General features: G+C 61.0%; 21 protein-coding genes and 1 pseudogene. 16 read left to right on the top strand and 6 right to left on the bottom strand.

Features of this window, described 5'->3' with window-relative positions; translation table 11 throughout:
- Positions 1-279: 279 nt before the first annotated feature.
- Complete coding sequence (gene dnaA, locus ACSU04_RS14700; RefSeq protein ID WP_439283289.1) at positions 280-1,671, bottom strand: chromosomal replication initiator protein DnaA; 1,392 nt, start codon at positions 1,669-1,671, stop codon at positions 280-282.
- A 322-nt stretch (positions 1,672-1,993) separates the two neighbouring features.
- Between dnaA and rpmH the strand changes: the two genes are divergently transcribed.
- From rpmH to ACSU04_RS14650, 10 genes are all read left to right on the top strand, one after another.
- On the top strand, positions 1,994-2,131 hold the full coding sequence (gene rpmH, locus ACSU04_RS14695; protein ID WP_439283287.1) for a 50S ribosomal protein L34: 138 nt from the start codon (positions 1,994-1,996) through the stop codon (positions 2,129-2,131).
- Positions 2,132-2,136: 5 nt separating this feature from the next.
- The gene (gene rnpA / locus ACSU04_RS14690; protein WP_439283285.1) at positions 2,137-2,487 is read left to right on the top strand and encodes a ribonuclease P protein component; all 351 of its coding nucleotides are present in this window, start codon (positions 2,137-2,139) and stop codon (positions 2,485-2,487) included.
- Positions 2,484-2,834 (top strand): membrane protein insertion efficiency factor YidD, encoded by a 351-nt coding sequence (yidD, locus tag ACSU04_RS14685; RefSeq protein WP_439283283.1) that lies wholly within the window; start codon positions 2,484-2,486, stop codon positions 2,832-2,834. The genes rnpA and yidD overlap by 4 nt, the downstream gene beginning before the upstream one ends.
- A 33-nt stretch (positions 2,835-2,867) precedes the next feature.
- A complete protein-coding gene (gene yidC / locus ACSU04_RS14680) occupies positions 2,868-3,911 on the top strand; it encodes a membrane protein insertase YidC (protein ID WP_439290117.1) in 1,044 nt (347 codons plus the stop codon).
- Positions 3,908-4,411, top strand: coding sequence for a protein jag (locus ACSU04_RS14675; RefSeq protein ID WP_439290100.1), 504 nt, complete (start codon positions 3,908-3,910; stop codon positions 4,409-4,411). The genes yidC and ACSU04_RS14675 overlap by 4 nt, the downstream gene beginning before the upstream one ends.
- Positions 4,412-4,442: 31 nt before the next feature.
- The gene (rsmG, locus tag ACSU04_RS14670; protein ID WP_439290099.1) at positions 4,443-5,090 is read left to right on the top strand and encodes a 16S rRNA (guanine(527)-N(7))-methyltransferase RsmG; all 648 of its coding nucleotides are present in this window, start codon (positions 4,443-4,445) and stop codon (positions 5,088-5,090) included.
- Between the two features lie 128 nt (positions 5,091-5,218).
- Entirely contained in the window at positions 5,219-6,142 is a 924-nt protein-coding gene (locus ACSU04_RS14665) for a ParA family protein (RefSeq protein ID WP_439283276.1), read from the top strand.
- Positions 6,142-7,119, top strand: coding sequence for a ParB/RepB/Spo0J family partition protein (locus ACSU04_RS14660; protein WP_439290098.1), 978 nt, complete (start codon positions 6,142-6,144; stop codon positions 7,117-7,119). Before ACSU04_RS14665 ends, ACSU04_RS14660 begins: the two co-directional genes overlap by 1 nt.
- A 59-nt stretch (positions 7,120-7,178) precedes the next feature.
- Entirely contained in the window at positions 7,179-8,621 is a 1,443-nt protein-coding gene (locus ACSU04_RS14655; RefSeq protein ID WP_439290097.1) for a sugar porter family MFS transporter, read from the top strand.
- Positions 8,622-8,630: 9 nt separating this feature from the next.
- Positions 8,631-8,966, top strand: a complete 336-nt coding sequence (locus tag ACSU04_RS14650; RefSeq protein ID WP_439283270.1) for a tryptophan synthase subunit alpha — start codon at positions 8,631-8,633, stop codon at positions 8,964-8,966.
- Positions 8,967-9,051: 85 nt separating this feature from the next.
- Here ACSU04_RS14650 and trxA read toward each other — a convergent pair whose 3' ends face one another.
- From trxA to ACSU04_RS14630, 4 genes are all read right to left on the bottom strand, one after another.
- A complete protein-coding gene (trxA, locus tag ACSU04_RS14645; protein WP_439283268.1) occupies positions 9,052-9,375 on the bottom strand; it encodes a thioredoxin in 324 nt (107 codons plus the stop codon).
- Positions 9,376-9,434: 59 nt separating this feature from the next.
- Positions 9,435-10,385 carry a thioredoxin-disulfide reductase gene (gene trxB / locus ACSU04_RS14640; protein ID WP_439290096.1) on the bottom strand — a complete coding sequence of 317 codons (951 nt, stop codon included), beginning with the start codon at positions 10,383-10,385 and terminating at the stop codon, positions 9,435-9,437.
- A gap of 91 nt (positions 10,386-10,476) precedes the next feature.
- On the bottom strand, positions 10,477-12,090 hold the full coding sequence (gene murJ / locus ACSU04_RS14635) for a murein biosynthesis integral membrane protein MurJ (protein ID WP_439290095.1): 1,614 nt from the start codon (positions 12,088-12,090) through the stop codon (positions 10,477-10,479).
- A complete protein-coding gene (locus tag ACSU04_RS14630) occupies positions 12,083-14,209 on the bottom strand; it encodes a DUF6049 family protein (protein ID WP_439290094.1) in 2,127 nt (708 codons plus the stop codon). Before ACSU04_RS14630 ends, murJ begins: the two co-directional genes overlap by 8 nt.
- A 98-nt stretch (positions 14,210-14,307) precedes the next feature.
- Between ACSU04_RS14630 and ACSU04_RS14625 the strand changes: the two genes are divergently transcribed.
- Positions 14,308-15,834, top strand: a complete 1,527-nt coding sequence (locus ACSU04_RS14625) for a class I SAM-dependent methyltransferase (RefSeq protein WP_439290093.1) — start codon at positions 14,308-14,310, stop codon at positions 15,832-15,834.
- 28 nt (positions 15,835-15,862) lie between these two features.
- Complete coding sequence (locus tag ACSU04_RS14620; RefSeq protein ID WP_439290116.1) at positions 15,863-16,915, top strand: LLM class flavin-dependent oxidoreductase; 1,053 nt, start codon at positions 15,863-15,865, stop codon at positions 16,913-16,915.
- 96 nt (positions 16,916-17,011) lie between these two features.
- Here the strand turns inward: ACSU04_RS14620 and ACSU04_RS14615 are convergent, their stop codons facing one another.
- A complete protein-coding gene (locus ACSU04_RS14615; protein ID WP_439290092.1) occupies positions 17,012-19,207 on the bottom strand; it encodes a hypothetical protein in 2,196 nt (731 codons plus the stop codon).
- A gap of 335 nt (positions 19,208-19,542) precedes the next feature.
- On the opposite strand from ACSU04_RS14615, the gene ACSU04_RS14610 reads away from it, so the two are divergent.
- The 4 genes and pseudogenes from ACSU04_RS14610 to ACSU04_RS14595 all read left to right on the top strand — a co-directional run bounded on the left by ACSU04_RS14610 (position 19,543) and on the right by ACSU04_RS14595 (position 21,982).
- Complete coding sequence (locus ACSU04_RS14610; protein WP_439290091.1) at positions 19,543-20,103, top strand: hypothetical protein; 561 nt, start codon at positions 19,543-19,545, stop codon at positions 20,101-20,103.
- Between the two features lie 160 nt (positions 20,104-20,263).
- Positions 20,264-21,223, top strand: a complete 960-nt coding sequence (locus ACSU04_RS14605; protein WP_439290090.1) for a hypothetical protein — start codon at positions 20,264-20,266, stop codon at positions 21,221-21,223.
- Positions 21,224-21,308: 85 nt separating this feature from the next.
- A pseudogene (locus ACSU04_RS14600) lies at positions 21,309-21,431 on the top strand (LLM class flavin-dependent oxidoreductase); the annotation flags it as partial.
- 86 nt (positions 21,432-21,517) lie between these two features.
- Positions 21,518-21,982 (top strand): MepB family protein, encoded by a 465-nt coding sequence (locus ACSU04_RS14595; RefSeq protein ID WP_439290089.1) that lies wholly within the window; start codon positions 21,518-21,520, stop codon positions 21,980-21,982.
- Positions 21,983-21,998: the final 16 nt, after the last annotated feature.

Below are 21,998 nucleotides of genomic sequence, written 5' to 3'. Positions count from 1 at the left end.
AGGTGATCGGATCGCGCTCTCTAAGGGTTAACTCCTTAACAGTCTTAACACCTGTGGATACTGTGGATAACTCGGTGGATAGCACTCGCGAGTAAGGAACTACAAGCGTGTGAGATGTGGAAACCCTGAGGAATCCGCACTAATACGGGGAGGCGGTGGATGCCGCTGTCGCGAGAGTTATCCACAGGTAGAGGTGTTTTTCACAGATTCGTCCCGATGTTAAGCGGATTCATCCACAAGTTATCCACATGTGTAAACAGGCATGAATCTCGTGATATGTCAGCGTCGACCGAGCTGCGTGGTGATCTCGGTGACCTGGTTGTAGATGGAACGACGTTCCTTCATGAGGTCGCTGATCTTCTTATAGGCGTACATCACCGTTGTGTGATCGCGGTTGCCGAACAGCTGACCGATCTTCGGAAGCGAGAGGTTCGTGCGTTCGCGGCACAGATACATGGCGATCTGACGGGAAGTCGCGATCTGCTGGGATCGACTCGATCCGTACAGGTCGTCGACTGTGAGCTTGAAGTACTGCGCAGTGGCAGTGATGATGTCGGTCGGCGAGATGATGTTGTCTTCGGTCGTATCGATGATGTCCCGCAGCACTGTCTGTGCGAGGGAGATATCGAGCGCTGATCGGTTCAAGCTTGCGAATGCGGAGACGCGGATGAGAGCGCCCTCGAGCTCACGGATGTTCGACGAGACCACAGTCGCGATGTATTCCAGCACGTCGTCTGGGATATGGAGTGCCTCGCTCTGGGCCTTTTTGCGAAGGATGGCGATACGGGTCTCGAGGTCAGGGGCCTGTACGTCGGTGATCAGGCCCCACTCGAAGCGGCTGCGCATCCGGTCCTCAAACCCGGTCAGGTGTTTCGGCGCGACATCACTGGTGATGACGATCTGCTTGTTGTGGTCGTGCAGGGTGTTGAAGGTATGGAAGAAGGTTTCCTGCGTCTCGGCGCGACCCTGTAGGAACTGGATGTCATCGATGAGGAGGATGTCGACGTCGCGATAGCGCGCTTGGAACGCAGAGCCCCGGTTGTTGGCGATCGAGTTGATGAAGTCGTTGGTGAACTCTTCGCTGGAGACGTATCGAACCTTCACCCCGGTGTAGAGCGACTGTGCGTAATCGCCGATCGCGTGCAGCAGGTGTGTCTTACCGAGACCGGAATCGCCGTAAATGAACAGCGGGTTGTAGGCCTTCGCCGGCGCCTCAGCGACAGCGACCGCCGCTGCGTGTGAGAAACGGTTCGACTGGCCGATCACGAAATTGTCGAAGGTGTACTTAGGATTCAGTCGCGACTCGTGACGCAGCTGGGTGGGCTGTTCGATCGGGTAGTCGGTGCGTGGTGCCTCAGGGCGACCGAAGTCGGCGACCGCAATCGGGGCCGTAGGGTGCTCGGCGAGTTCATGGTTCACGACAACACGGAACGATGTGACTTCTTCACCCAGCAGGCCCAGTGCCTCCATGATCGGAACACGCAGGCGCTTGTTGATCTGAGCGGCGGTCAGATCGTTGGGGACGTCGAGATAGAGCGTTGCGCTCATGACACCGGCGGGAACAGCGAGGCTCAGGAATCCCTGCAACTGTGGGGTGACGCGATCATCCTGATCGAGCAGGTCCAGAACCTGTGCCCAGATCGGAACGTCGGGCTGGGCAGGAGAGGACATGGTGCTCCGGGAAAAGGTTCGCGGAGGGTAGGCCGATTTTGGCAGTTCCCCCCTGTGGATAACTTCGGATGCAACGGTAGTCATCCAACCTGAGAACGGCAACCTACCCACGGAAAATCAACGGTGTGTCGAGCACGCCATCAGCGCCGAGGTTGTGGATAATTACTGTGCGGGGCAACACGCTCAGACCGGTCGTGGCACGGAGATTTGATCTCTGGGCCCGTGCGACGTATTCTTAATCGGTTGACTTATGCCCGAAAAAGGGCAGATCCCTATGTCTCCGGTCGTACACATCCGGTGACAGCGTTCCCGGAGTGATTCCATGAGCAAGCGTACGTTCCAGCCCAACAACCGCCGTCGCGCCAAGAAGCACGGCTTCCGCCTGCGCATGCGCACCCGCGCCGGCCGTGGCATCCTTTCGGCCCGCCGCGCGAAGGGCCGCGTCGAGCTCTCGGCGTAAGCCTCGTGCTCGCCCGTCCGTTCCGACTGACGCGAGGTACCGACTATCGGTTGGTTGTCCGTCGCGGAGTCCGGTGCGGGGGCGCAACGGTCATCACCTCATTGTTGACGACCGGTGAAGCACGCGAACCCAGATTCGGGTTCATCATTAGCAAGCAGGTGGGCACAGCTGTGATCCGCAACACCGTGCGTCGACGGCTCAAAGCTGTGTGCGCGGAAGCGCTGTCAATGGTGCCCGAGGGCACGGATATCGTCATCCGTGCCCTTCCTGCGTCTGCCACTGCGACATATGGCGAGCTCAACGCCGATGTCACGCGGTGTCTTGCCAAACTTGACCGCACAAGGATGTCGGCATGAGTGCCCTGCCCTCCTATGCGATGGGGTCAGCGCATCTGAAGCCCGGTGACCTGGTGCGGAGCATCCCTCTCGTACCGCGCAATCTCATCCTGGGATTTCTCACCGGGTATCGAACCGTCATCTCGCCGATCTATGGCGATGTGTGTGCGTTTTATCCGTCTTGTTCGGCTTACGCTGTAGGTGCTGTGCAGCAGCACGGCGCGGTCAAGGGAGCCGTGCTCTCGGCATGGCGAATTCTGCGGTGCAACCCCTGGACAAAAGGCGGCGTTGATGACGTTCGCCCTCACGACCATTTCCGATTCGACCTGACCGCCCGAGGTTTCGTCGTACCTTCTCGAAAGGACTGAACAGTGGGTCTTGACCTTCTGCTCGCCTCTGCGATGCCAACAGCGGATGCCGATACCGGCGGCGGCTTCGATTTGCTCGGCACGATCCTGTGGCCGCTCAAGTGGGTCGTTGAGCTCCTCCTCGTGGCCTGGCACTGGCTGTTCACCACGGCCGGGCTGCCCGCAGCAGCCGGCATCACTTGGATCCTCTCGATTGTCGGTCTCGTGATCGTCGTTCGTGGTGCGGTGTTCCCCCTCTTCGTGCGGCAGATCAAGAGCCAGCGCAAGATGATGGAAATCGCTCCTGAGATGAAGAAGGTCCAGGCCAAGTACAAGGGCAAGAAGGACCAGCTGTCTCGCGAGGCGATGAGCCGCGAGACAATGGCGCTGTATAAGCGACACGGCACTTCGCCGATGTCGAGCTGTCTGCCGATGATCGTGCAGATGCCGATCTTCTTTGCCCTGTTCAGCGTGCTAAACGACGTCACCAAGCATGCCAATAATGGCGTTGGCGGTGTGGGCCTACTGAGCGCTGAGCTGACCAAGGAGTTCTACGACGCCACGATCTTCGGATCAGTCTCGTTGCACGGCACCCTCGGCCACGCTGTCGAGACGCAGAACACCGTTGCGATCATTCTCCTCGTGATCCTCGTCGTCCTGATGATCGGTTCGCAGTTCTTCACGCAGTTGCAGATCATCTCGAAGAACCTCTCGCCGGAAGCGAAGACCGGCCAGGCGTACCAGATGCAGAAGATCATGCTCTACGTGCTGCCGCTGGGCTTCATCTTCTCGGGCGTCTTTTTCCCCCTCGGTGTTGTCGTGTACTGGTTCGTCTCGAACCTGTGGACCATGGCACAGCAGTTCCTCGTTATCCGTGAGATGCCCACCCCTGGCTCGGAAGCGGCCAAGGCTCGCGAAGAGCGACTGGCACGCAAGGGCAAGGCAATCGATTCATCCGGCAAGGTTGTTCCGATGGCAGCGTACGAGGCTGAGCAGCAGCGCAAGCTCGAAGAGGTTGAGAAGGCCAAGCTGAACACTCCGAAGCGTCAGCAGCCGGTGGGTAAGAAGCGTTCGAAGAAGAAGGGTCCCAACTCATGACCACTGAAAATGTCGTCGAGCGTCCCGAACGCACCGAACCCACAGTCGAACAGCTTGAACACGAAGGTGACGTTGCTGCCGACTTCATCGAGGAGCTGCTGGACATCGCGGACATCGATGGTGACCTGAACCTCGACGTGCGTCAGGGGCGTGCCTACGTTTCGGTCGAGGCTGAGGGCGAGGACATCTCGGTGCTCTCGAATCCCGACACGGTTCAGGCACTGCAGGAGATCACCCGCCTGGCTGTTCAGAACAAGACCGGATCCTTCTCCCGCTTGATCCTCGACGTTGGCGGCTCGCGTGACGCTCGCCGCCGTCAGCTGGAGAAGCTGGTCGATGCCGCTCTCATCAAGCTAGACGAGGGAGCGTCGCAGGCTTCGCTGCCTTCGATGTCCAGTTACGAGCGAAAGCTTGTGCACGATATCGCCGCCGATCGCGACCTAATCTCGGAGTCATACGGCGAGGGCCCTGACCGCCACACGGTCATCCGCCGTCGCTGATGTTTCACGTGAAACATCGTGAGGTGTGAGCATGTCAGATACTGAGGCAGAACTTTCGGTTGAGACAGAGCCCGCGGCTGCGGCATCCATTTTCGGGGAGCGGATCGATGTTGCCCGCGCCTTTACCGCGGCATTGGCTGCGCAGGGGGAGGAGCGCGGGCTGATTGGTCCGCTGGAGCTGCCCCGTCTGTGGACAAGGCATATCCTCAACAGCGCGATCGCCGCTCCGCTCTTCCATGGCACGGCCGCCGATATTGGCTCTGGGGCTGGACTACCCGGCCTGATTATCGCGATTGCACGGCCAGACGTGAAGCTGACGCTGGTCGAACCGATGGAGCGCCGCGTCAATTGGCTCACCGAGCAGGTCAACGAGCTCGAGTTGGATAACGTCGTGGTGCTGCGCTCCCGTGCAGAGGATGTGCGCACGACCGAGAAGTTTGACGTCGTCACAGCTCGTGCGGTCAGCGCATTGCGCACTCTTCTCCCTTATACGGCGCCTCTGGTGCGCAACGGGGGAGAGCTCGCACTCCTCAAGGGGAAGAATGCCGGAGTAGAGATTGATGCTGCCGCCAAGCAGATCAAGAAGTATCGGCTCAGTGATGTGCGGATTGAAGTTCTTGGCGAAGGTTTGCTGGAAGAGACCACCCGCGTTGTTCGGGCTCAGGTTCGGGTCTCGTAGTTACTTTCCTTAGGGTTCGATCATGGCATCCGAGGGGATGTTTCACGTGAAACATCCCACAGTGGTAGCTGCGTTCTGAAACGTCTGACCTAGCGATTAGAGTGGAATACGGCCCTCGAAAGGAGTGGATGTTTCACGTGAAACAATCCGAGAAGGTAACACCGAACAATACTTTCGGGGTAGACACGCCTTTGGCGCGTGAAATCGCCGATTTGAGCGCTCGTCGTCGCCAACTTGAAGCGACCTCGATGGAATTCAGTGGCGAGACCCGTGTTTTGACGGTCTCGAACCAGAAGGGTGGTGTCGGTAAGACCACCTCGGCGGTGAATACCGCATCCGCTCTTGCAAGCTTGGGTGCGAAGGTCCTGGTCATCGATCTCGATCCTCAGGGAAATGCCTCTACAGCTCTGGGGATTCCACACAGTGCTGACATACCCAGCGTCTATGACGTCCTGATCGACGACGTTCCGCTTGCCGATATCGTGCAGCAGAGCCCGGAATCCGAGAATCTACTCTGCGCACCGAGCACGATTCATCTTGCAGGTGCGGAGATTGAGCTCGTTTCGCAGGTCGCACGGGAACACCGGTTGCGCAAAGCACTGGACGTGTACCTCCGCGAGAATTCTCTCGACTTTGTCATCATCGACTGCCCGCCTTCGCTCGGTCTCCTCACGATCAACGCATTTACGGCGGCATCCGAGGTCTTCATCCCGATTCAGTGCGAGTATTACGCGCTGGAAGGGCTGAGCCAACTACTGGGCAGTATCCAGATGATTCAGAAGCACCTCAATCCGAGCCTTTATCTCTCCACGATTCTGCTCACGATGTATGACGGACGCACCCGTCTTGCGCAGCAGGTCGCCGATGAGGTGCGCAACCACTTCCCGGATCAGGTACTTAAAACGATGATCCCGCGGTCAGTCCGCGTTTCAGAAGCACCAAGTTTCGGTCAGACGGTGATCGCTTATGACGGGAACTCCGCCGGAGCGATCGCATACCGCGAGGCCGCTGTTGAGATCGCGTCCCAGAAGACGCAGAGCAAGGAGAACTGATGGCCAAGCGCACTGGATTGGGTCGAGGAATCGGCGCACTCATCCCCACGGGAATTCAGTCTGAGCGTCCGGTCGATGTGTTCTTCCCGGGTGCCTCCCTTCGTCCGAAGACGGATGCTGGCATCGGCGAGGAAGCAACTCCTGTCGAAGAAGAGGCTGATCTCGCCGTAATTCCGGGCCTCCATCTGATTCAGATAGATCCGAATCAGATCGTTCCCAACCCGCGCCAGCCACGCACTCACTTCGGCACAGACGATCTCGCAGAACTTGTTCACAGTGTGCGCGAGTTCGGCGTTCTGCAGCCGGTAATCGTTCGCAAGAACGCCGATGGCGACTACGAACTGATCATGGGGGAGCGCCGCACGCGCGCGGCACGTGAGGCTGGTCTTACAGAGATCCCTGCGATCGTCCGCGATACCGCAGACGAGGACATGCTTCGTGATGCACTGTTGGAAAACCTTCACCGCTCGGAGCTGAACCCGTTGGAAGAGGCATCCGCCTACCAGCAGTTGCTGGAAGACTTTGGGATCACGCAGGAGCAGCTCGCAACACGCATCGGCCGCTCTCGGCCGCAGATCAGCAACACGATTCGCCTGCTGAAACTGCCCGTTCCCGTGCAGCAGAGGGTTGCGGCAGGTGTCCTCACCGCTGGTCATGCTCGTGCGCTGCTTTCGCTTGATGACGCCGCAGCGATGCAGAAGCTCGCCGACAAGGTGGTCAACGAGGATCTGTCCGTGCGCGCCACCGAAGAAGCCGCGAAGGCCTTCCCCGGTGCCGGAACAAAGAAGGTCAAGGCGCAGCCGGGAGCTCGTCGTGCCTACCTCGATGAGGTGTCTGGCAAGTTGGGTGACCGCCTCAACACGCGCGTGAAGATCACGTTGGGTGCGAGAAAAGGCCAGGTCGCGATCGAATTCGCGTCGATCCAGGACCTGAATCGCATCCTCTCCGAATTGGGCGAAGAGCAGTACGGATCCTGATCTCGCCCTCGCGTTGGGGTGGGCCCAACTCCTAGAGTGGGCACAACGGGGGAGAGATCATGGCAGATAAGAAGAGTCCGGCCGCACGCATCAACGGCCGGGTCATCGGAATCAGCATTGCCGCAGCACTTGGCGGGTTCCTGTTCGGCTTCGATACGGCCGTGATCAACGGCGCGGTGACCGCTCTCGCGGGAGCGTTCACTCTTGGGCCCGGCCTTCAGGGCTTCGCCGTATCGTCTGCGCTGATCGGTTGTGCTGTCGGTGCCTGGTTTGCGGGGAGTCTTGCGAACAAGCTCGGCCGTATCCCGGTGATGGTGATCGCCGCCATTCTCTTCTTCGTCTCGGCATTCGGCTCCGGGCTCGCCTTCGGGGTCATCGACCTGATCGTCTGGCGTGTGATCGGCGGACTCGGCGTGGGTGCGGCATCCGTGATCGCGCCGGCATATATCGCGGAGGTATCGCCGGCGAAGGTGCGCGGCCGTCTCGGTTCCCTCCAGCAGCTCGCAATCGTGACCGGTATCTTCACGGCTCTGCTCTCCAATGCCCTGCTGGCCGGTATCGCCGGCTCCGCAGCATCCATTCTGTGGTTCGGTATCGATGCCTGGCGTTGGATGTTCATGGTCGAGGCGATTCCCGCGGTGGTTTACGGAGTGATGGCTCTGCGGCTGCCGGAATCTCCGAGATTCCTTGTCGCACGGGGAAGAATCGACGAGGCCTCGCGGGTGCTCTACGACTTCACCGGCGAGCTCGACGTGAATCTCAAAATCGAGGAGATTCGTTCCACCCTGAATGCCGAGCAGAAGGAGTCACTGCGTGACCTGCGCGGGGACAAGTTCGGTCTGAAACCCATTGTGTGGGTCGGCATTCTGCTCAGTGTTTTCCAACAGTTCGTCGGCATCAACGTGATTTTCTACTACTCGACCACACTGTGGCTGTCGGTGGGATTCGACGAGTCTCAAGCTCTGATGACCTCCGTCATCACCTCGATCACCAACATTGTCGTCACGATCATCGCCATTCTGCTGGTCGACAAGGTCGGCCGTCGCCCCATGCTGCTCACGGGATCCATCGGGATGGCCGTGACCCTGGGGATGATGGCAGTGGCCTTCTCCTTCGGGACGCTGCAGGACGGCAATGTCGTGCTGCCGGAGCCTTGGTCGCTGGTCGCGCTGGTATGCGCGAACGGATTCGTGGTCTTCTTCGGTGCGACATGGGGCCCGCTGGTGTGGGTGCTGCTGGGGGAGATGTTCCCGAACAGCATTCGTGCCGGCGCACTCGCAGTGGCCGCCGCCGCCCAGTGGGTGGCCAACTTCTTCATCTCGACGACGTTCCCCGCGTTCGCTGAAATCGGGCTGACGTTCGCCTACGGTTTCTACGCGTTCTTCGCGATCGTGTCGTTCTTCTTCGTGTACTTCCAGGTGCCAGAGACGAAGGGTCGAGAGCTCGAGACGATGACGGATGTTGTGAATCTCCCGCGCCGAGGTGGGCACAAGCCCGCGTAGGCTTAAGGCATGTCAGAAGCTGTTCCGCGTCGCGCGAGTTTGGAAGTTCTACGCGCGGAGGCGACTGACGAACTGGCTGTGATCGTTCAGGAGCGTTTGCTGGGCGGCGAGGATCCGTGGGAATTCATGGAAGATCTCCCCAGCGTCGATGAGCTGGTCGTCTATCTTCTGCGCGCCGACAACATCTCCGCGAACGATGGCGTGCGGCCGAACGCTGCGCGTAATTACCGCGTCATGCGACAGATCGCACTCGAGTATCCGGAACTGACTCCGGCCGTGTGGGGACTCCTGGGCGAGAAGACACGTCACCGCAAGTGGGACACCACGGTCGCTGACGTGTCCTGATCCCCGAACGCTTCGCGAAACGACAAAACCACGCCGAAACCACGTCCTATACGTGTGGTCTCGGCGTGGTTTTGTCGTTTCGGGGTCAGGCGAGGAACGCGGCGAGATCCTTCTCGAGCGCGGGCTTCGGCTTGGCGCCGATGATGGTCGCCTTGACCTCTCCGCCCTGGAAGACCTTCATCGCCGGAATCGACGTGATCTGGTACTTCATGGCAAGTTCGGGGTTCTCGTCGACGTTGAGCTTGACGATGGTGATCTTGTCGGCATTCTCCGCTTGGATCTGATCGAGCACCGGTGCGACCATGCGACACGGACCACACCATTCGGCCCAGAAATCGACCAGAACGGGGCCTTCGGCCAGCAGTACATCCTGCTCGAATGTCGCCTGGCTCGTTACCTTCGCAGTCATCAGTTTCTCCTTGAATTGAGGTTCACCCGCTACAACAGCGAGTGAATGGATTGTGTTCCCTAGACGGATGCCCCAACCGGGGCTGTGTCCTCGAGGGCTGCGATGTAGTGCTCGGCATCGAGGGCCGCAACCGTGCCAGACCCGGCAGCGGTGATCGCCTGACGGTAGGTCGGGTCGATGACGTCACCCGCGGCGAACACACCAGGCGTAGAGGTGCGCGAGGAGCGACCCTCTACCCAGATCGTGCCCTCGGATGTGAGCTCAAGCTTCTCGTGCACCAGGTGGGTGCGCGGGTCGTTGCCGATCGCGACAAACAGACCATCGAGCGCCAGATCGGAGAGCGCGCCGTCCACAGTGTTGCGCAGTTTCACTCCTGCGACGCTGTCGCCACCGGTAACCTCGGTGACCTCGCTGTTCCAGATGAACTCGATCTTCTCGTTCGCGAAGGCGCGATCCTGCATGATCTTCGACGCACGCAGCGTGTCCTTGCGGTGGATGACGTAGACCTTGTCCGCGAAGCGAGTGAGGAAAGTGGCCTCTTCCATCGCCGAGTCGCCGCCGCCGACGACGGCGATGGTCTTCTCACGGAAGAAGAAGCCGTCGCAGGTGGCGCACCACGAGACGCCGTAGCCGGAGAGGCGCTCTTCACCCTCGACGCCGAGCTTGCGGTACGCCGAGCCGGTCGCGTAGATCAGCGACTGAGTCTCGTGCACCGTGCCGCTGCCGAGCGTGATCGTCTTGACATCGCCGTCTAGATCCAGTGAGGTGACATCGTCGTAGACGACCTCAGTACCAAACTTCTCTGCCTGCTCCTGGAACTTAGCCATGAGCTCAGGTCCCTGGATGCCCTCGGGGAAGCCCGGGTAGTTCTCCACGTCGGTGGTGTTCATCAGCTCACCGCCGACCTCGACCGAACTTGCGATGAGAAGCGGCTCGAGGTTCGCGCGCGCCGCGTAGATGGCGGCGGTAAATCCGGCGGGGCCGGAGCCGATGATGATGACCTTGCGCATGTGTTCTCTCTCTTTGCCTGGGCAGGACGCTCCACTGCTTCAACCAATGGTAGCCGCGGGACATTCCCGGGCCTGAGAGCCGCGCTGTGCGTCAGCGTCCGGGCAAGAAGCGCTTCAGCAGGTCTGCGCCGACCTTGAGCTCGGGCGCGCGCATGAGAGCGAGCAGCGCGATGTAGACGACCACCACGATGAGCCCAATGATCGCGGTGCCGACCGCACCGAGGAGTTGGCTGGAGAGCATCCATCCGTTCGAACCGCCGAGCAGGAGGAACACGCCCCATCCTGCGAATCCGGCGGGGATCGCAGCGATCGCGAAGCGTCCGATTGCCGTCATCCAGGAACGGATCTGCAGCCCACCGATCTTGCGGTGCAGCAGCCATGTGGCCAGGATCACCTGCAACGTGCTGGCGATTGACTGTCCGAGCGCGACAGCCGCCGCGAGCAGGGAGAGCGGCAGCACGTCAGCGGCGAGCAACGCCGCGGCAGTGAGGGCGGTGATGACGATCAGCGCGCACTGGATGATTGTGAACCAGAAGGGCGTGCGGGTGTCGTCGTATGCATAGAACGTCCGCTGCACGATGAACAGAATCGTCAACGGGAGCAAGCCGATGAGGTACGCCAGTAGGACAATGGCGGCGCCGCCTGCCTCATCGGGACTTCTCGTGAAGACGCGGGAAGCGGGGACCGCAGCGGCCGCGACGGCCGCGAGGGCGGCAGCGATGAAGAAGACGAGAGTGCGGATGCTTCGGCTGATGTCTGCACGTACTTCGTCGTGACGACGAGCCGCAGCGTGCTCGCTGATCTGCGTGAAGTAAGGGGTGCCGATCGACAGCACGATGACTGAATACGGCAGCATGAAGATCAGCCACGCGTTCCCCGCCACCGCTGCGGATGCACCAACGCCCGCGGCAGCACTGACGATGTTTCCCTGCAGGATGCCGGCGGCGAGGCTGGCAAAAGCCATGAGGAAGGTCCAACCGGCCAGCCGCCCGACGTTGCCGAGACCGACGCCGCGCCAGCGAAAGTCGGGCTTGAGAGACAGCCCGGTGCGGCGCCAGAAGATCAACAGCACGAGACCCTGGAGCGCGATGCCGAGAGTCGCCGTGCCACCGAGCGCGGCAATCATGCCTGGCGTCCATCGCGTCGCATCCGTGGACACGGGGCTGAACGCGATGCCGATCAGGATGAACCCGATGATCGAGACAATGTTGTTGATCACCGGTGCCCAGGTGAACGGACCATATATCTTGCGGGCGTTCAGCGCCTCACCGAGCAGAGCGTAGAGACCGTAAAAGAGGATCTGCGGAAGGCACCAGTACGCAAGCACAGTGGCAAGCGCGATGATGTCCGGATCTGCCTGCCCTGCGACGATGATCACCAGCCATGGCGCGGCGATCGTGGCGATGGCGGTGGTGACGACCAGCACGACAGTGCCGAGCGTGAACAGTTTGGAGATGAAGGCGTTGCCCCCATCGGCGTCAGCTGTCGCCTTGACGATTTGCGGAACGATGACAGCGGTCAGGATGCCGACGGAGATCAGCGCGAAGACGCTGTTCGGTAGCTGATTGGCGTACGCGAATGAGTCAGCAACCTCGCCGTAGGATCCGATGACTGCGACGAGCACGATACTGCGCAGCAACCCTGTCACCCGGGACACCATGGTGCCCGCGGCGATGACCGCGCTGGCGCGCCCGAGACTACTCACCGGTCACCTCTTCTGCCGAGTCCTCTGAAGCGACGGAGGTCGGCTGGCCCGCAGCCTTCCGTCGCCGCACGACGGTGCGCACCACACCGAGCACGAGCAGCAGAGCGATGACTCCGCCGAGGATGCCCAGACCGATGTTCTCCCATTCGGCGCGGACGGTCACCTTCGCCGTCTGATCGACCCCGATCGGCACACCGGTGGGAGAGCTGAGGCTGAAGCTGACTTCGAGCTCACCGCTACCCACTCGAGCCTCGACAGGTACCTTGACACGTTCGTTGTTCGCGGGCTGCGCCACGAAATCCTTCGTCGGTTGCACATCGAGGCGGGCATCCGAGGGAGTTGAGGTGAGTGTCACATTCACTGGCCACGGCAGATCGTTGCGCACCCACACCGGCAGTGGCGCCGCCGAGGTGAACAGCTGGATGGGGCTGGGCTGCTGTACACCGACCGCATTGAGCGTCGTGCTGGTCTTCGCCTGGTGTGTGCCGGCATCCTCTGCATAGCTGTCGGATGCCCCGACGCCGATCAGGCGGAGAATCTGCAGGCGCTCCGGCGAGCGGAGTACAAGCGGATCGTCGAGAATCGACGAGAACGCGGCTAGATGCGCCTCGTCGGCAAGTAACTTGCTCAGGACAGCCACACGATCCGCCGAGGACTCGACGGCGAGCGTGGCGGATGCCGGTGCCGCTGTGCGCAGCGCATCCAGACCGATCGGCTCAGAGATCGTGGAGAGCGACAGAATCGTTTCTCGCAGAGCATCCGCCGTGCGGTTCTCATCGCGGTCGAGACCGACGAGCAGGGGCGTGTGGCCACCGGTGAAAGTGAGCTGAGCGAGGGCTTCAGCGATCTCATGCTCGCGGAGCGCTGCGTCTTCTTCAGCGGCGGCATCCGACAGTGTGGCGGAGGCCGTGGCATCCATCACCAGCACATTGTCGCCGTCGATCTCGATGAGTGCGCCTGTGGGTGCGGCGATGGATGACGAGGGCAGGATCGTCGTGACATCGCTGTCGAAGTACGTGGCGAATTTGGCGAGATCAGCCGTGTTGACGTCTCCGAGTGGCCACAGGATCCCAGATTCCTCAGCATCAATCATCGTGAGCTCGTCATCGGTCGGAAGCGCCGGCGCGGTCGGCGTCGGTGAGGGCGAGGGTGAGGGCGAAGGAGTGGCGGTGCCCTCTGTCTGGAGGAAGTTCGCCTCGTTGAGGTACGACGTGAATGGCAACGGAGAAAGCAGCTCCGGTAGGTCGGCCTGGGCCTGAACAGTGGCATCCGCATCGCCGTACTGCAGCGCGAAGCGCTCATTGGAGAGCGTCTCGAGCCGGGCGAGCCAATCACTCGCGGTCAGCGGTGCGGCAGAGCCGAGCACACGAATGGCGGCAGGGATCAGCGGGTCGACGGCGAGCACAGCCGCGGTGCCGGAGATGCCGTCCAACTGCGCGGTGAGGGCGCCGTCGGGTGCGGTGAGTGTACTCAGCTCATCGGCGGTGAGGAGGGCACCGTCGGCGGGTGTCGCCGTGATCGGCACCATGATCGTCACCTGGGTTGCTGCGCCCGCACTGACGATGAGCACACTGTTCGCCGTGATGCTGCGAGGAGCATCCGTGTCCGACGCATCGCCGGTCGTTCCGTCCTCAAGGGTGACCCGCAGTGGATAGACACCGTCCGCCAGCACACCCAGTGTGGTGACGGGGGTGACGGCCGAGATCATCGCAGTCTCGGATGCCGGGACGGCCGTGGAGAGCTCGCTGCTGAGCAGGTCGAATTCGCCACCGGTCTCGCCGGCATCGAGCCACGATGTGACCGCCGTGCGGTCTGCGAGCGGCGTGCGGTTGAGTTCGATGGCGACGCGCCCCGCGGGGAGCTCTTCGTCGCTGCTGTTGTTGATGGTGATGCTCGTCGTCAGCGCAACACCCGGCTGGATCACGCCGTGCAGACCCGCTGAGAGCGAAAGCTCCACAGTTCCGGCATCGGTGTCTTCGACCGCCGTGACCGCGGCGGCCGCCGGCGAGACGGCGATGAAATGCGGCGCAGCGAGGAGGCCGGCAGTGAGTGAGAACGCGACGAAACCGCGTGCACAGCGCTGCGCGCGCACACGACTGCCGATTCGGGGGCTGATCAACGTCTCTGGTCTTCCTCGGGCGCCGTGGCGGCCAGCCCGTGAGTTGTGACCTCGCAATTCTAGGCGGATGGCATCGCGGAACCCTGAAGGCGCGTAGAGTGACGGCCGTGTCCGACGCTCTCCCGCCCACTCCAGATCCCTCCCTCGTCGCTGCGCTGTCGGCCGATCTCGATGCTGCAGATTTCCGCTCAGAGCCGCTCCGGCAGCTGTGGGGAGAGGAAGCAGACGATGCGATCGCACGTGGGGTGCGTGAGCCGCTGCTTCGGGCGATCCATGGTGACGACGGCGCCCTCGCCACGCTCGGTCGGTTTTTCGTGCTCGGGATGCCGCAGCCGAGCGCCCTCGTTGCGGCGGCGCTGCCGCGGCTGGGAGTTGACGGTCTGGTCGGACTCGGATTCGCCACGATTTCGGGCGCGGATGCTGCGCCATCTGTGCTCCTGCATCCGCAGTCCTTTGTCGATGCTGACGGCGTAGGGGAGTGGTGGATCGCCAGCGACCTCGACGAACTCGCCCTCGGCACTGCGCTGCCGCCGGACCATGTGCTCGGCGTGGGTGGGGCATCCCGCACGCTGGCGGAGCTGATCATCCCGAACCCGGTCGCGCGGGCGCTCGATCTTGGTACCGGATGCGGCATCCAGGCGTTACTTGTCGCCCGTCATGCCGGCGAAGTTGTCGCGACCGATATCTCCGCGCGGGCGCTCGCTTTCGCCGAGTTCAACGCGCGCCTGAACGGTGTGAACAACATCACGTTCCGCCAGGGCAGCATGTTCGAACCCGTTGCAGGCGAGGCATTCGATCTGATCGTGTCCAACCCGCCGTTTGTCATCACTCCGCGCGTCGACGGCGTGACCGAGTACGAATACCGCGATGGCGGACTCATTGGTGACGCGCTCGTCGAGCAGTTCGTGCGTGAAGTTCCCGCGCACCTGAAGCCAGGCGGGGTGGCACAGCTGCTGGGCAATTGGGAATCGCGCGCTGCCGCGGGTCTTGAGCGCGTGGAATCGTGGGTGCACGACACTCTTGACGTATGGGTCGTCGAGCGCGAAGAGCTCACGCCTCTCTCCTATGCGGAGCTGTGGATCCGCGATGGCGGCACCACCCCGCGTGAAGCGGCTTTCGGGCGGATGCTGGAAGCCTGGCTCGACGACTTCTCCGCACGTGGCGTCACCGCGATCGGCTTCGGGTACGTTCTGCTGCGGCGTGGACCGGTGGGTCACGAGCCACTGCGCCGATTCGAGAAGGTGGCTCAGCCGCTGTCTGCGCCAGGGCGCGCGCTGCGCGACGGACTGACTGCGCACGATGTGCTCGGCGATGGCGTCCCGATGACGCTGGTCACGGCGCCGGATGTCACAGAGGCGCGGCACTTCATGCCCGGAAACGACGATCCGAGCGTGATCGAGCTCCGCCAGGGCGGCGGGTTCGGACGCACAGTGTTGGTGGATCCTGCACTGGCCGGTTTCGTCGGGGCCTGCGATGGCGAGTTGACCGTCACGCAGATCGTGGCGGCACTGGCTGACCTGTTCGAGGTGCCGTTGGTGGCGCTGTGGCAGGATCTCGAGCCGCGCATCCGTCAGCTCGTGCTGGACGGGTTCCTCGTCCCCGACTCGGAGCGGGCCAGGGAATAACTATGAATCTATGCGGTTGCATACGAACATGAAGGCTTTCGGATTTCTCTCCTTCGGGCACTATGCGCCCGTTCCGGGCTCAGGCACGCGCACGGCGGGCGACATGCTGCACCAGACGATCGATCTCACGGTCGGTGCGGATGAGATCGGTGTCAACGGTGCCTACGTGCGGGTGCATCACTTCGCGCGCCAGGCGGCCTCTCCCATGCCGTTGCTCGCAGCGATGGCGGCGAAGACTGAGCGCATCGAGGTCGGGACCGGCGTCATCGACATGCGGTACGAAAATCCGCTGCAGTTCGCTGAGGAAGCAGCCGCGCTCGACCTCATCGCCCGCGGACGCATCGCCCTCGGAGTGAGCCGTGGTTCACCCGAGACCGCGCTGCGCGGCTACGAGGCATTCGGCTACGTCGGCAGCGAGGACCCCCGCGGCACCGACCTCGCTCGCGACAAGTTTGACCTGTTCCTCGAGGCGATCGACGGCGCGGGTGTCGTGCAGGGCGATCCCCAGCAGGTCGGAGAGGGGCGGTACTTGGCGATTGAGCCGCGTTCCGAGACGCTGCGCGAGCACGTCTGGTGGGGTTCGGGGTCACGCGCGACCGCAGAAGAGACCGGACGCAAGGGTTTGAACCTGATGAGCTCGACACTGCTCACCGAGGCCACCGGCGTGCCGTTCGACCAGCTGCAGCGCGAACAGATCGACCTGTATCGAGCCGCATACAAGGCAGCCGGCCATACCGGCACGCCCCGCGTCTCGGTCAGCCGCAGCGTCTTCCCGATCATGGATGACCGCGATCGAGGCTATTTCGGCCTGCGCAGTGCCGAGAACGGCGACCAGATCGGAATCATCGACGGGTTCCGCTCGACGTTCGGTAAGACGTATGCCGCAGAGCCGGATGTGCTCATCGAGCAGCTCCTCGCCGACGAAGCCGTGATGGCCTCCGACACTCTGATGCTCACCATCCCGAACCAGCTCGGTGTGGATTACAACCTGCACGTGCTGGAGTCATTCGCGAAGCACGTAGCCCCCTCGCTCGGCTGGAAACCAAACACGGAGGGCCCGGTCGAGGGGTACGCGATCTAAGCGTGTCTCCTCGCCCCATGCACACACTGTCGAAGGCTGTCTAGGACGGGCTGAGATCGCAGGCTCTGCGCGCTGAGGGCATGAAAAAGGCCGCAGTCACACGGCAACTCGATCCATCTCTGCGATCGTTGAGTACAGATCGCGGAGTGAACCGTCCGACATGTCGATGATCGGCTCGTACATGAACGAGTTGATGTGCAAGTTCTCCGGGGTCATGAGTAGCACCGATCGTAAGAGTGCGAGCTCAACGGAGGTGCCGAGTCCGCGCTGATCAAACAGCTTGAAGAGTTCCCAGTTCTGGTTCTTAGTGATCGCATCGGTGGTCGCCGGGTCGTTGATCTGACCGAGCATGTATGACTCGGAACGAAGCCGAATAGCTATGGAGAGAACGATCTTGTTCGCGAAGTTCACACCTTCGTCTGCTTCGAGGCATGTATCTGCCTCGCGGTAGATCATGTCGACCACCGACTCGCTCGGATCAGCCCATGACTGGGCGGGCAGTCCTGCCAGAGCATTTCTGAAGATGGTGTCTAGCTCACCCTGCGTGATGGAAGCAGTTTCGGTCTTCCGGTGGAGCAGCGAGGTCAGCTTCAGGTAGTCGGCATCGTCGGTGCCCCGGCTGTACTCGATGAGGTTTCGAACGAACGGTATGCAGGCGACCCTCTTCATCCCATCGCTGAAGATCTTCTTCTTGAAGTCCAGCGTGAAGGGGTTTTTGATGGTGTTGCCCCCCATCTCGCTGAGCTTGACCCTGTCCGGACTCTTCTCGGCCATAAAGCAATGTCCCCAACCCACGACGCCTCGACCGTAGATCGTGCGCAGGAAGTCGAAGTTGTGAGTCAGGATCAGAAGGCGAAAGTTCTCCTCCTGCTCCATCTCTTGCAGGTAGTAGATGATGGCGTACTTGTTCTTGTAGTCGAAGGAGTCTGCGATGTCGTCGATGACGAATAGCGCCAGCTCACCGGTGCCGCGACGGGCCTCCACCTCGAAGAGGATGTTCAGAATGTAGAAAGCCTTCTTCTCGCCAGTGCTGAGAACTCGGAGCAGATGCTCTCGGTCTACGCGTGATGATCCGCCACCGTCCTTGAACTCGAAATCGAGAGTCAGGAACGGCTCTTGAGCGAGCATCACCTTCTCCCGATTCCGTGGAACGAGCCTGAATGGTACGGAGAACCGTGTGTTGAAAAGCTCGATTACCTCCTCCCAACGCGTTCGTTCGGCCACTGCCTGCTTGAGGATCGCCTTGCGTCGGTCCTCTGAGGACTTGTGGCTAGCTACTGCTTCCGAGACGAGTTCCTCCGACACCTTCAGATACGAGACCCAGAGCTTCTCTTTGAACAGTTCGATGTTCTGGAAGTTGGCGAGGAGCTCGGGGCGATCAGAAACGAGTTTGAAGAAGTCGCGGGTGGCCTGGTTGGCGTTCAGGGCCTTCTCCAGCACCCCGAGTCGTTTCGCCAGCTCATCGTCGTCCGAGATCCGCTGCTTCTCCTCGGTGATCAGGGCCGTCAGCTCTTTCTCGCTCGACACTTCTCGTGGGCTCTCATCACCCGAGAGAAGCAACGAGTGCTTGGCTTTGAAGAAGCCCTGGCTAACGAGGCTCTTGCTCACAGTTTCAGCGTTGTAGTAGCTGAACGATGCCCGACTGAAGAAGGTCGACTTGTCCAGTAGCTCGTTGAGTCGGGTGACATAGTCGCTGAGCAGATCGCGCATCGCAGAGTCGTCCAGGACCTTCTCAACGCTGGCGTTGAATATTGTGTCGTAGGGCAGATCGGCGAAGGACGCATCTTCGAGCTGCTCGACCTCGTAGCTGACTCGAGCCAAGGCGCCGAAAAAGTTGTCGTCTTGCTTTGTGAAGATCTGCGAGACAAGCGTTGCCACATCTTGCTTTGTTCGAGCCGTCTTCTTCAGCTCCTTGGTCAGTGCGAGCTCAAACTTCATCAGCCCTTTGTTGATGGCCTCAAACTCGGTGCGAAGCGGCGCGTTGACGAGGAGCGTTGAAGTGAACCCGTCCGGAGCGTATTGCTCGTCATATGCCAGGAAGACAGCCACGCTAGAGGGGTCCGGCTGAGTCCCGTTCTCATCCGAGATGCTTCGGAGAGTTTCGCGATCGGTGAAGATATGATCGGCCGAGTCTTCCCCTCGCGAGAAGTCCAGGAAGGTCCGCGCGAAGCTCGATTTCATCGTCCCGTTCGGCGCATAGATGGCGACCGCTCGCTTCCGATCGAACGGGAGAACAGCATCGAGCTCTCGGACCCCGTGGCAGTTGCGAAGCTCGATGTGAAGTGTCTGCATGACTGGAGCCTAGCGAGAGGCTCGCCTGCGGTGTGTGGATCAGGGAGACAGAAGAGCGAGGCGCGGTTTCCTAGCCATGCCCGGTCGGTACGCGACGAGTCAGTAATCTCCGGATTGCTTCGGCGAGCCGTGTCCAGCGAGCCAATAGACTGACGGCGTGAACCCTACAGTGACGCCGGTGGCCCAGTGAGTAGCGCCTCGAAGAACAGCACTCAGCAGCTTCGCTAGGCGATCGTTTGTGAAAGGTGGTGAATAGGCCCGACACCACTACGCTCAATCCAATGGTGGATATAACTGACCTTGCTCGCCCCCTGGCATCCGCTCTGAGAACAGCTGTGAAACCGATCCAGGCTGAAGCCCGAGATCATGCAGCGTTGCAACTCAGGTTGTACGAAGTACTCTCCGGCGCGTTCAACGGGATGGAGGAGCCAATTCGCTTGGTGCGTCACCGGGCCCATCTCTTATCCGCGGGCGATGCCGCAGCGCTGACCGAACTCTCAGACGCTCTCGACGCATGCGTGCGGAAGCTGGCCCGTCCTGAGTGGTGGAAGAAGGCCGTATTTTGGAAGCTTTCGGACGGTGCGCCCTACGCCAAAGCGGTGAACGTCCCGCTACGCAAGGCGGCGAGTGGGGCGCGTAGCCTCCAGCCGAAGGTGGAGGGAAACAGCGGCCTGAACAAACTGGACAGGCAGTCTTACAAATCTGGAGGCGCGGAAGAGGCACAGTTCCGCAGGACAGTTGACAGGATCAATGCCGAGGCAGGCGAACTGGAGAGTCTTCTCGACGAAGCGCAAAAGGCCCGCAACGAAGCTGTCGCGTTCTTCGACGGGTGGCATCGTGGTCGCGGTTTTGTTTCGAAGAAGTTTATAAAGGAAGTTGCAGAGTCACCGCACTAGACAGAGGTCGCGGCCATAGTTGGGGGCCAAGGGTAGCGAGAGTAAACCTCGCCGGTCCTTCGGCAATCCGTTGCCACAAGCACTGAGCCATCAATCACAGAATGGCACGTACCGATCGACTAGGTTTGCACCGCCGCCGATCCACTCGAAAGGGGCAACGATGACTTACTGGCAGACCACGCCGTCCACGTACAGCGACCGCCTCGAAGAGTTGGCGCAGACGCTGTCCGCGAGTCGCGACGCCTTCCACGAAACCGCCAACAACTTCCATTGGGAACCCGTAGCAGGATCGGGCGCAGCGGAAGCAGCGGCATCCCTGCCGTCACCGGATCCGGCAATCGACAAGCCGACCGGAGAGACCGGCCACCGCCTCATCACAGAGGCCATACAGATCTTCCTCTTCAGCTCCGCGGCGCATATGGGAAGTTGGGCGGCTCTTCTCAGGAGCGCGGAGGTCGTCGCTAGTCCGCCTCTGCTGCTGCGCGCAGTCATCGAGAACTGTGCACACGCGGTGTGGGTAACCGGTGACGACCCCGACGAGGCTCCTGAAGACCGTCTCGCTCGCGCCTACCTCGAAGAGTTGAAGAGCGCCGAAGAAGCCAAGATGAACGCGGGACGTCTCCGCGGTAAGAGTGACCCGACTCACACACGCATGGCAACCGCATACAAGAAGGTCAAGGCAGACATTGCCGCGCGCTTCCCTGACTCGACTCCTGAGGAGCTCAGCAAGTGGCGACTTCACGGTCAGAAGCTTCCGAGCCTCGGAGACGCGGTTGAGTGTATGTACGAGCTGACACGCTCCTTCGGCGGCACCATCGATGCCACCGTGGCCTCCGGCATGTACGGACTGCTCTCGAACCTCACTCACCCCACCCTCTACACAGTGCGCGAAACGCGCGTGTGGACCAAGGACGAGAAGACCGGCCACCACGTAGCCAATGTCCGCGTCACAATAGAGTCGGTTGAGAAAGATGTACGTGCCGCTCTTGCGGCCTTCTACAACGCTCTGAACTATGTGACTGCCTACTATGGCTGGCCGGAAACGGCGCTCAAGACTCTGGCAGACCAGATCGCAACGGTGATCCCAGACTTCTTCCTTGCCGCTTTCAAAGAAGATTGAGTACGTCTTGCATTCACAGGGGACGTGTGACTTGATTCGTCATCCAGTTCCGTTCCGTGGGAGATCGTCCGTTACATCCTAAGCAATCCCCACTCAGCTGGGTGTGGATTACAACCTGCACGTGCTGGAGTCATTCGCGAAGCACGTGGCACCGGCGCTCGGGTGGAAGTCGAACACCGAGGGGCCAGTCGAGGGATACGCGATCTGAGTCCATCGCGGCGCTCCACTGCGGAGGTAACAGCACCTCCAACACCCTTAGCCAAGAGGCTTTCGGAGTCTTGTTAGGCTACGGTCATGCGATTCTCGGCCTTCGAAGAATATCGACTTCGATCAGGCTTAGCCTCTTCGGAAATTGTCACGGAGGAGCAGGGCAGCGACTACGAGGCCGGTCAAGTAGAGATAGGTTCAGGTTGCTGGCGCATCAGGACGGCGCGAGTCACTCCAACAAAGCCTGGTGCGTTCGTTGCGGTGTGGAAAAGATCACCATCAGGAAAGACTCAACCTTTCGAGAGCACCGATAGGTGCGAGGGCCTCATGGTCTTCGTAAAAGACGGATCGCGGTTCGGGGTATTCACTTTTTCTCGCGAGCATCTGGTGGGACTCGGTATTGTTCAGTCTTCTCATGCCCCGGGCAAGAGGGGATTTCGGGTTTACCCCGTATGGTGCACGAACTTGAACGCTCAGGCAACGAGGACTCAACGCTCCCAAGCCGGCGCCTTCGCTGAACTATCCGAGCAATTGCAGCTACCGGCTGGATAGGGCCCGGTCGAGGGAT

It is taken from the genome of Microbacterium sp. A84, from assembly GCF_051842815.1.
Lineage (GTDB): Bacteria > Actinomycetota > Actinomycetes > Actinomycetales > Microbacteriaceae > Microbacterium.
This window is presented reverse-complemented; position numbering and strand designations above follow the sequence as displayed.

What these genes read in the sequence shown, in the direction of transcription:
- ACSU04_RS14675 (WP_439290100.1), top strand. Translation starts at nt 3,908, where the DNA reads ATGACCACTGAAAATGTCGTCGAGCGTCCCGAACGCACCGAACCCACA.
- ACSU04_RS14620 (WP_439290116.1), top strand. Translation starts at nt 15,863, where the DNA reads ATGAAGGCTTTCGGATTTCTCTCCTTCGGGCACTATGCGCCCGTTCCG.
- ACSU04_RS14595 (WP_439290089.1), top strand. Translation starts at nt 21,518, where the DNA reads ATGCGATTCTCGGCCTTCGAAGAATATCGACTTCGATCAGGCTTAGCC.
- yidC (WP_439290117.1), top strand. Translation starts at nt 2,868, where the DNA reads ATGCCAACAGCGGATGCCGATACCGGCGGCGGCTTCGATTTGCTCGGC.
- ACSU04_RS14650 (WP_439283270.1), top strand. Translation starts at nt 8,631, where the DNA reads ATGTCAGAAGCTGTTCCGCGTCGCGCGAGTTTGGAAGTTCTACGCGCG.
- yidD (WP_439283283.1), top strand. Translation starts at nt 2,484, where the DNA reads ATGAGTGCCCTGCCCTCCTATGCGATGGGGTCAGCGCATCTGAAGCCC.
- trxB (WP_439290096.1), bottom strand. Translation starts at nt 10,385, where the DNA reads ATGCGCAAGGTCATCATCATCGGCTCCGGCCCCGCCGGATTTACCGCC.
- ACSU04_RS14615 (WP_439290092.1), bottom strand. Translation starts at nt 19,207, where the DNA reads ATGCAGACACTTCACATCGAGCTTCGCAACTGCCACGGGGTCCGAGAG.
- ACSU04_RS14665 (WP_439283276.1), top strand. Translation starts at nt 5,219, where the DNA reads ATGTTTCACGTGAAACAATCCGAGAAGGTAACACCGAACAATACTTTC.
- ACSU04_RS14655 (WP_439290097.1), top strand. Translation starts at nt 7,179, where the DNA reads ATGGCAGATAAGAAGAGTCCGGCCGCACGCATCAACGGCCGGGTCATC.
- rsmG (WP_439290099.1), top strand. Translation starts at nt 4,443, where the DNA reads ATGTCAGATACTGAGGCAGAACTTTCGGTTGAGACAGAGCCCGCGGCT.
- dnaA (WP_439283289.1), bottom strand. Translation starts at nt 1,671, where the DNA reads ATGTCCTCTCCTGCCCAGCCCGACGTTCCGATCTGGGCACAGGTTCTG.
- rpmH (WP_439283287.1), top strand. Translation starts at nt 1,994, where the DNA reads ATGAGCAAGCGTACGTTCCAGCCCAACAACCGCCGTCGCGCCAAGAAG.
- trxA (WP_439283268.1), bottom strand. Translation starts at nt 9,375, where the DNA reads ATGACTGCGAAGGTAACGAGCCAGGCGACATTCGAGCAGGATGTACTG.
- ACSU04_RS14605 (WP_439290090.1), top strand. Translation starts at nt 20,264, where the DNA reads ATGACTTACTGGCAGACCACGCCGTCCACGTACAGCGACCGCCTCGAA.
- ACSU04_RS14660 (WP_439290098.1), top strand. Translation starts at nt 6,142, where the DNA reads ATGGCCAAGCGCACTGGATTGGGTCGAGGAATCGGCGCACTCATCCCC.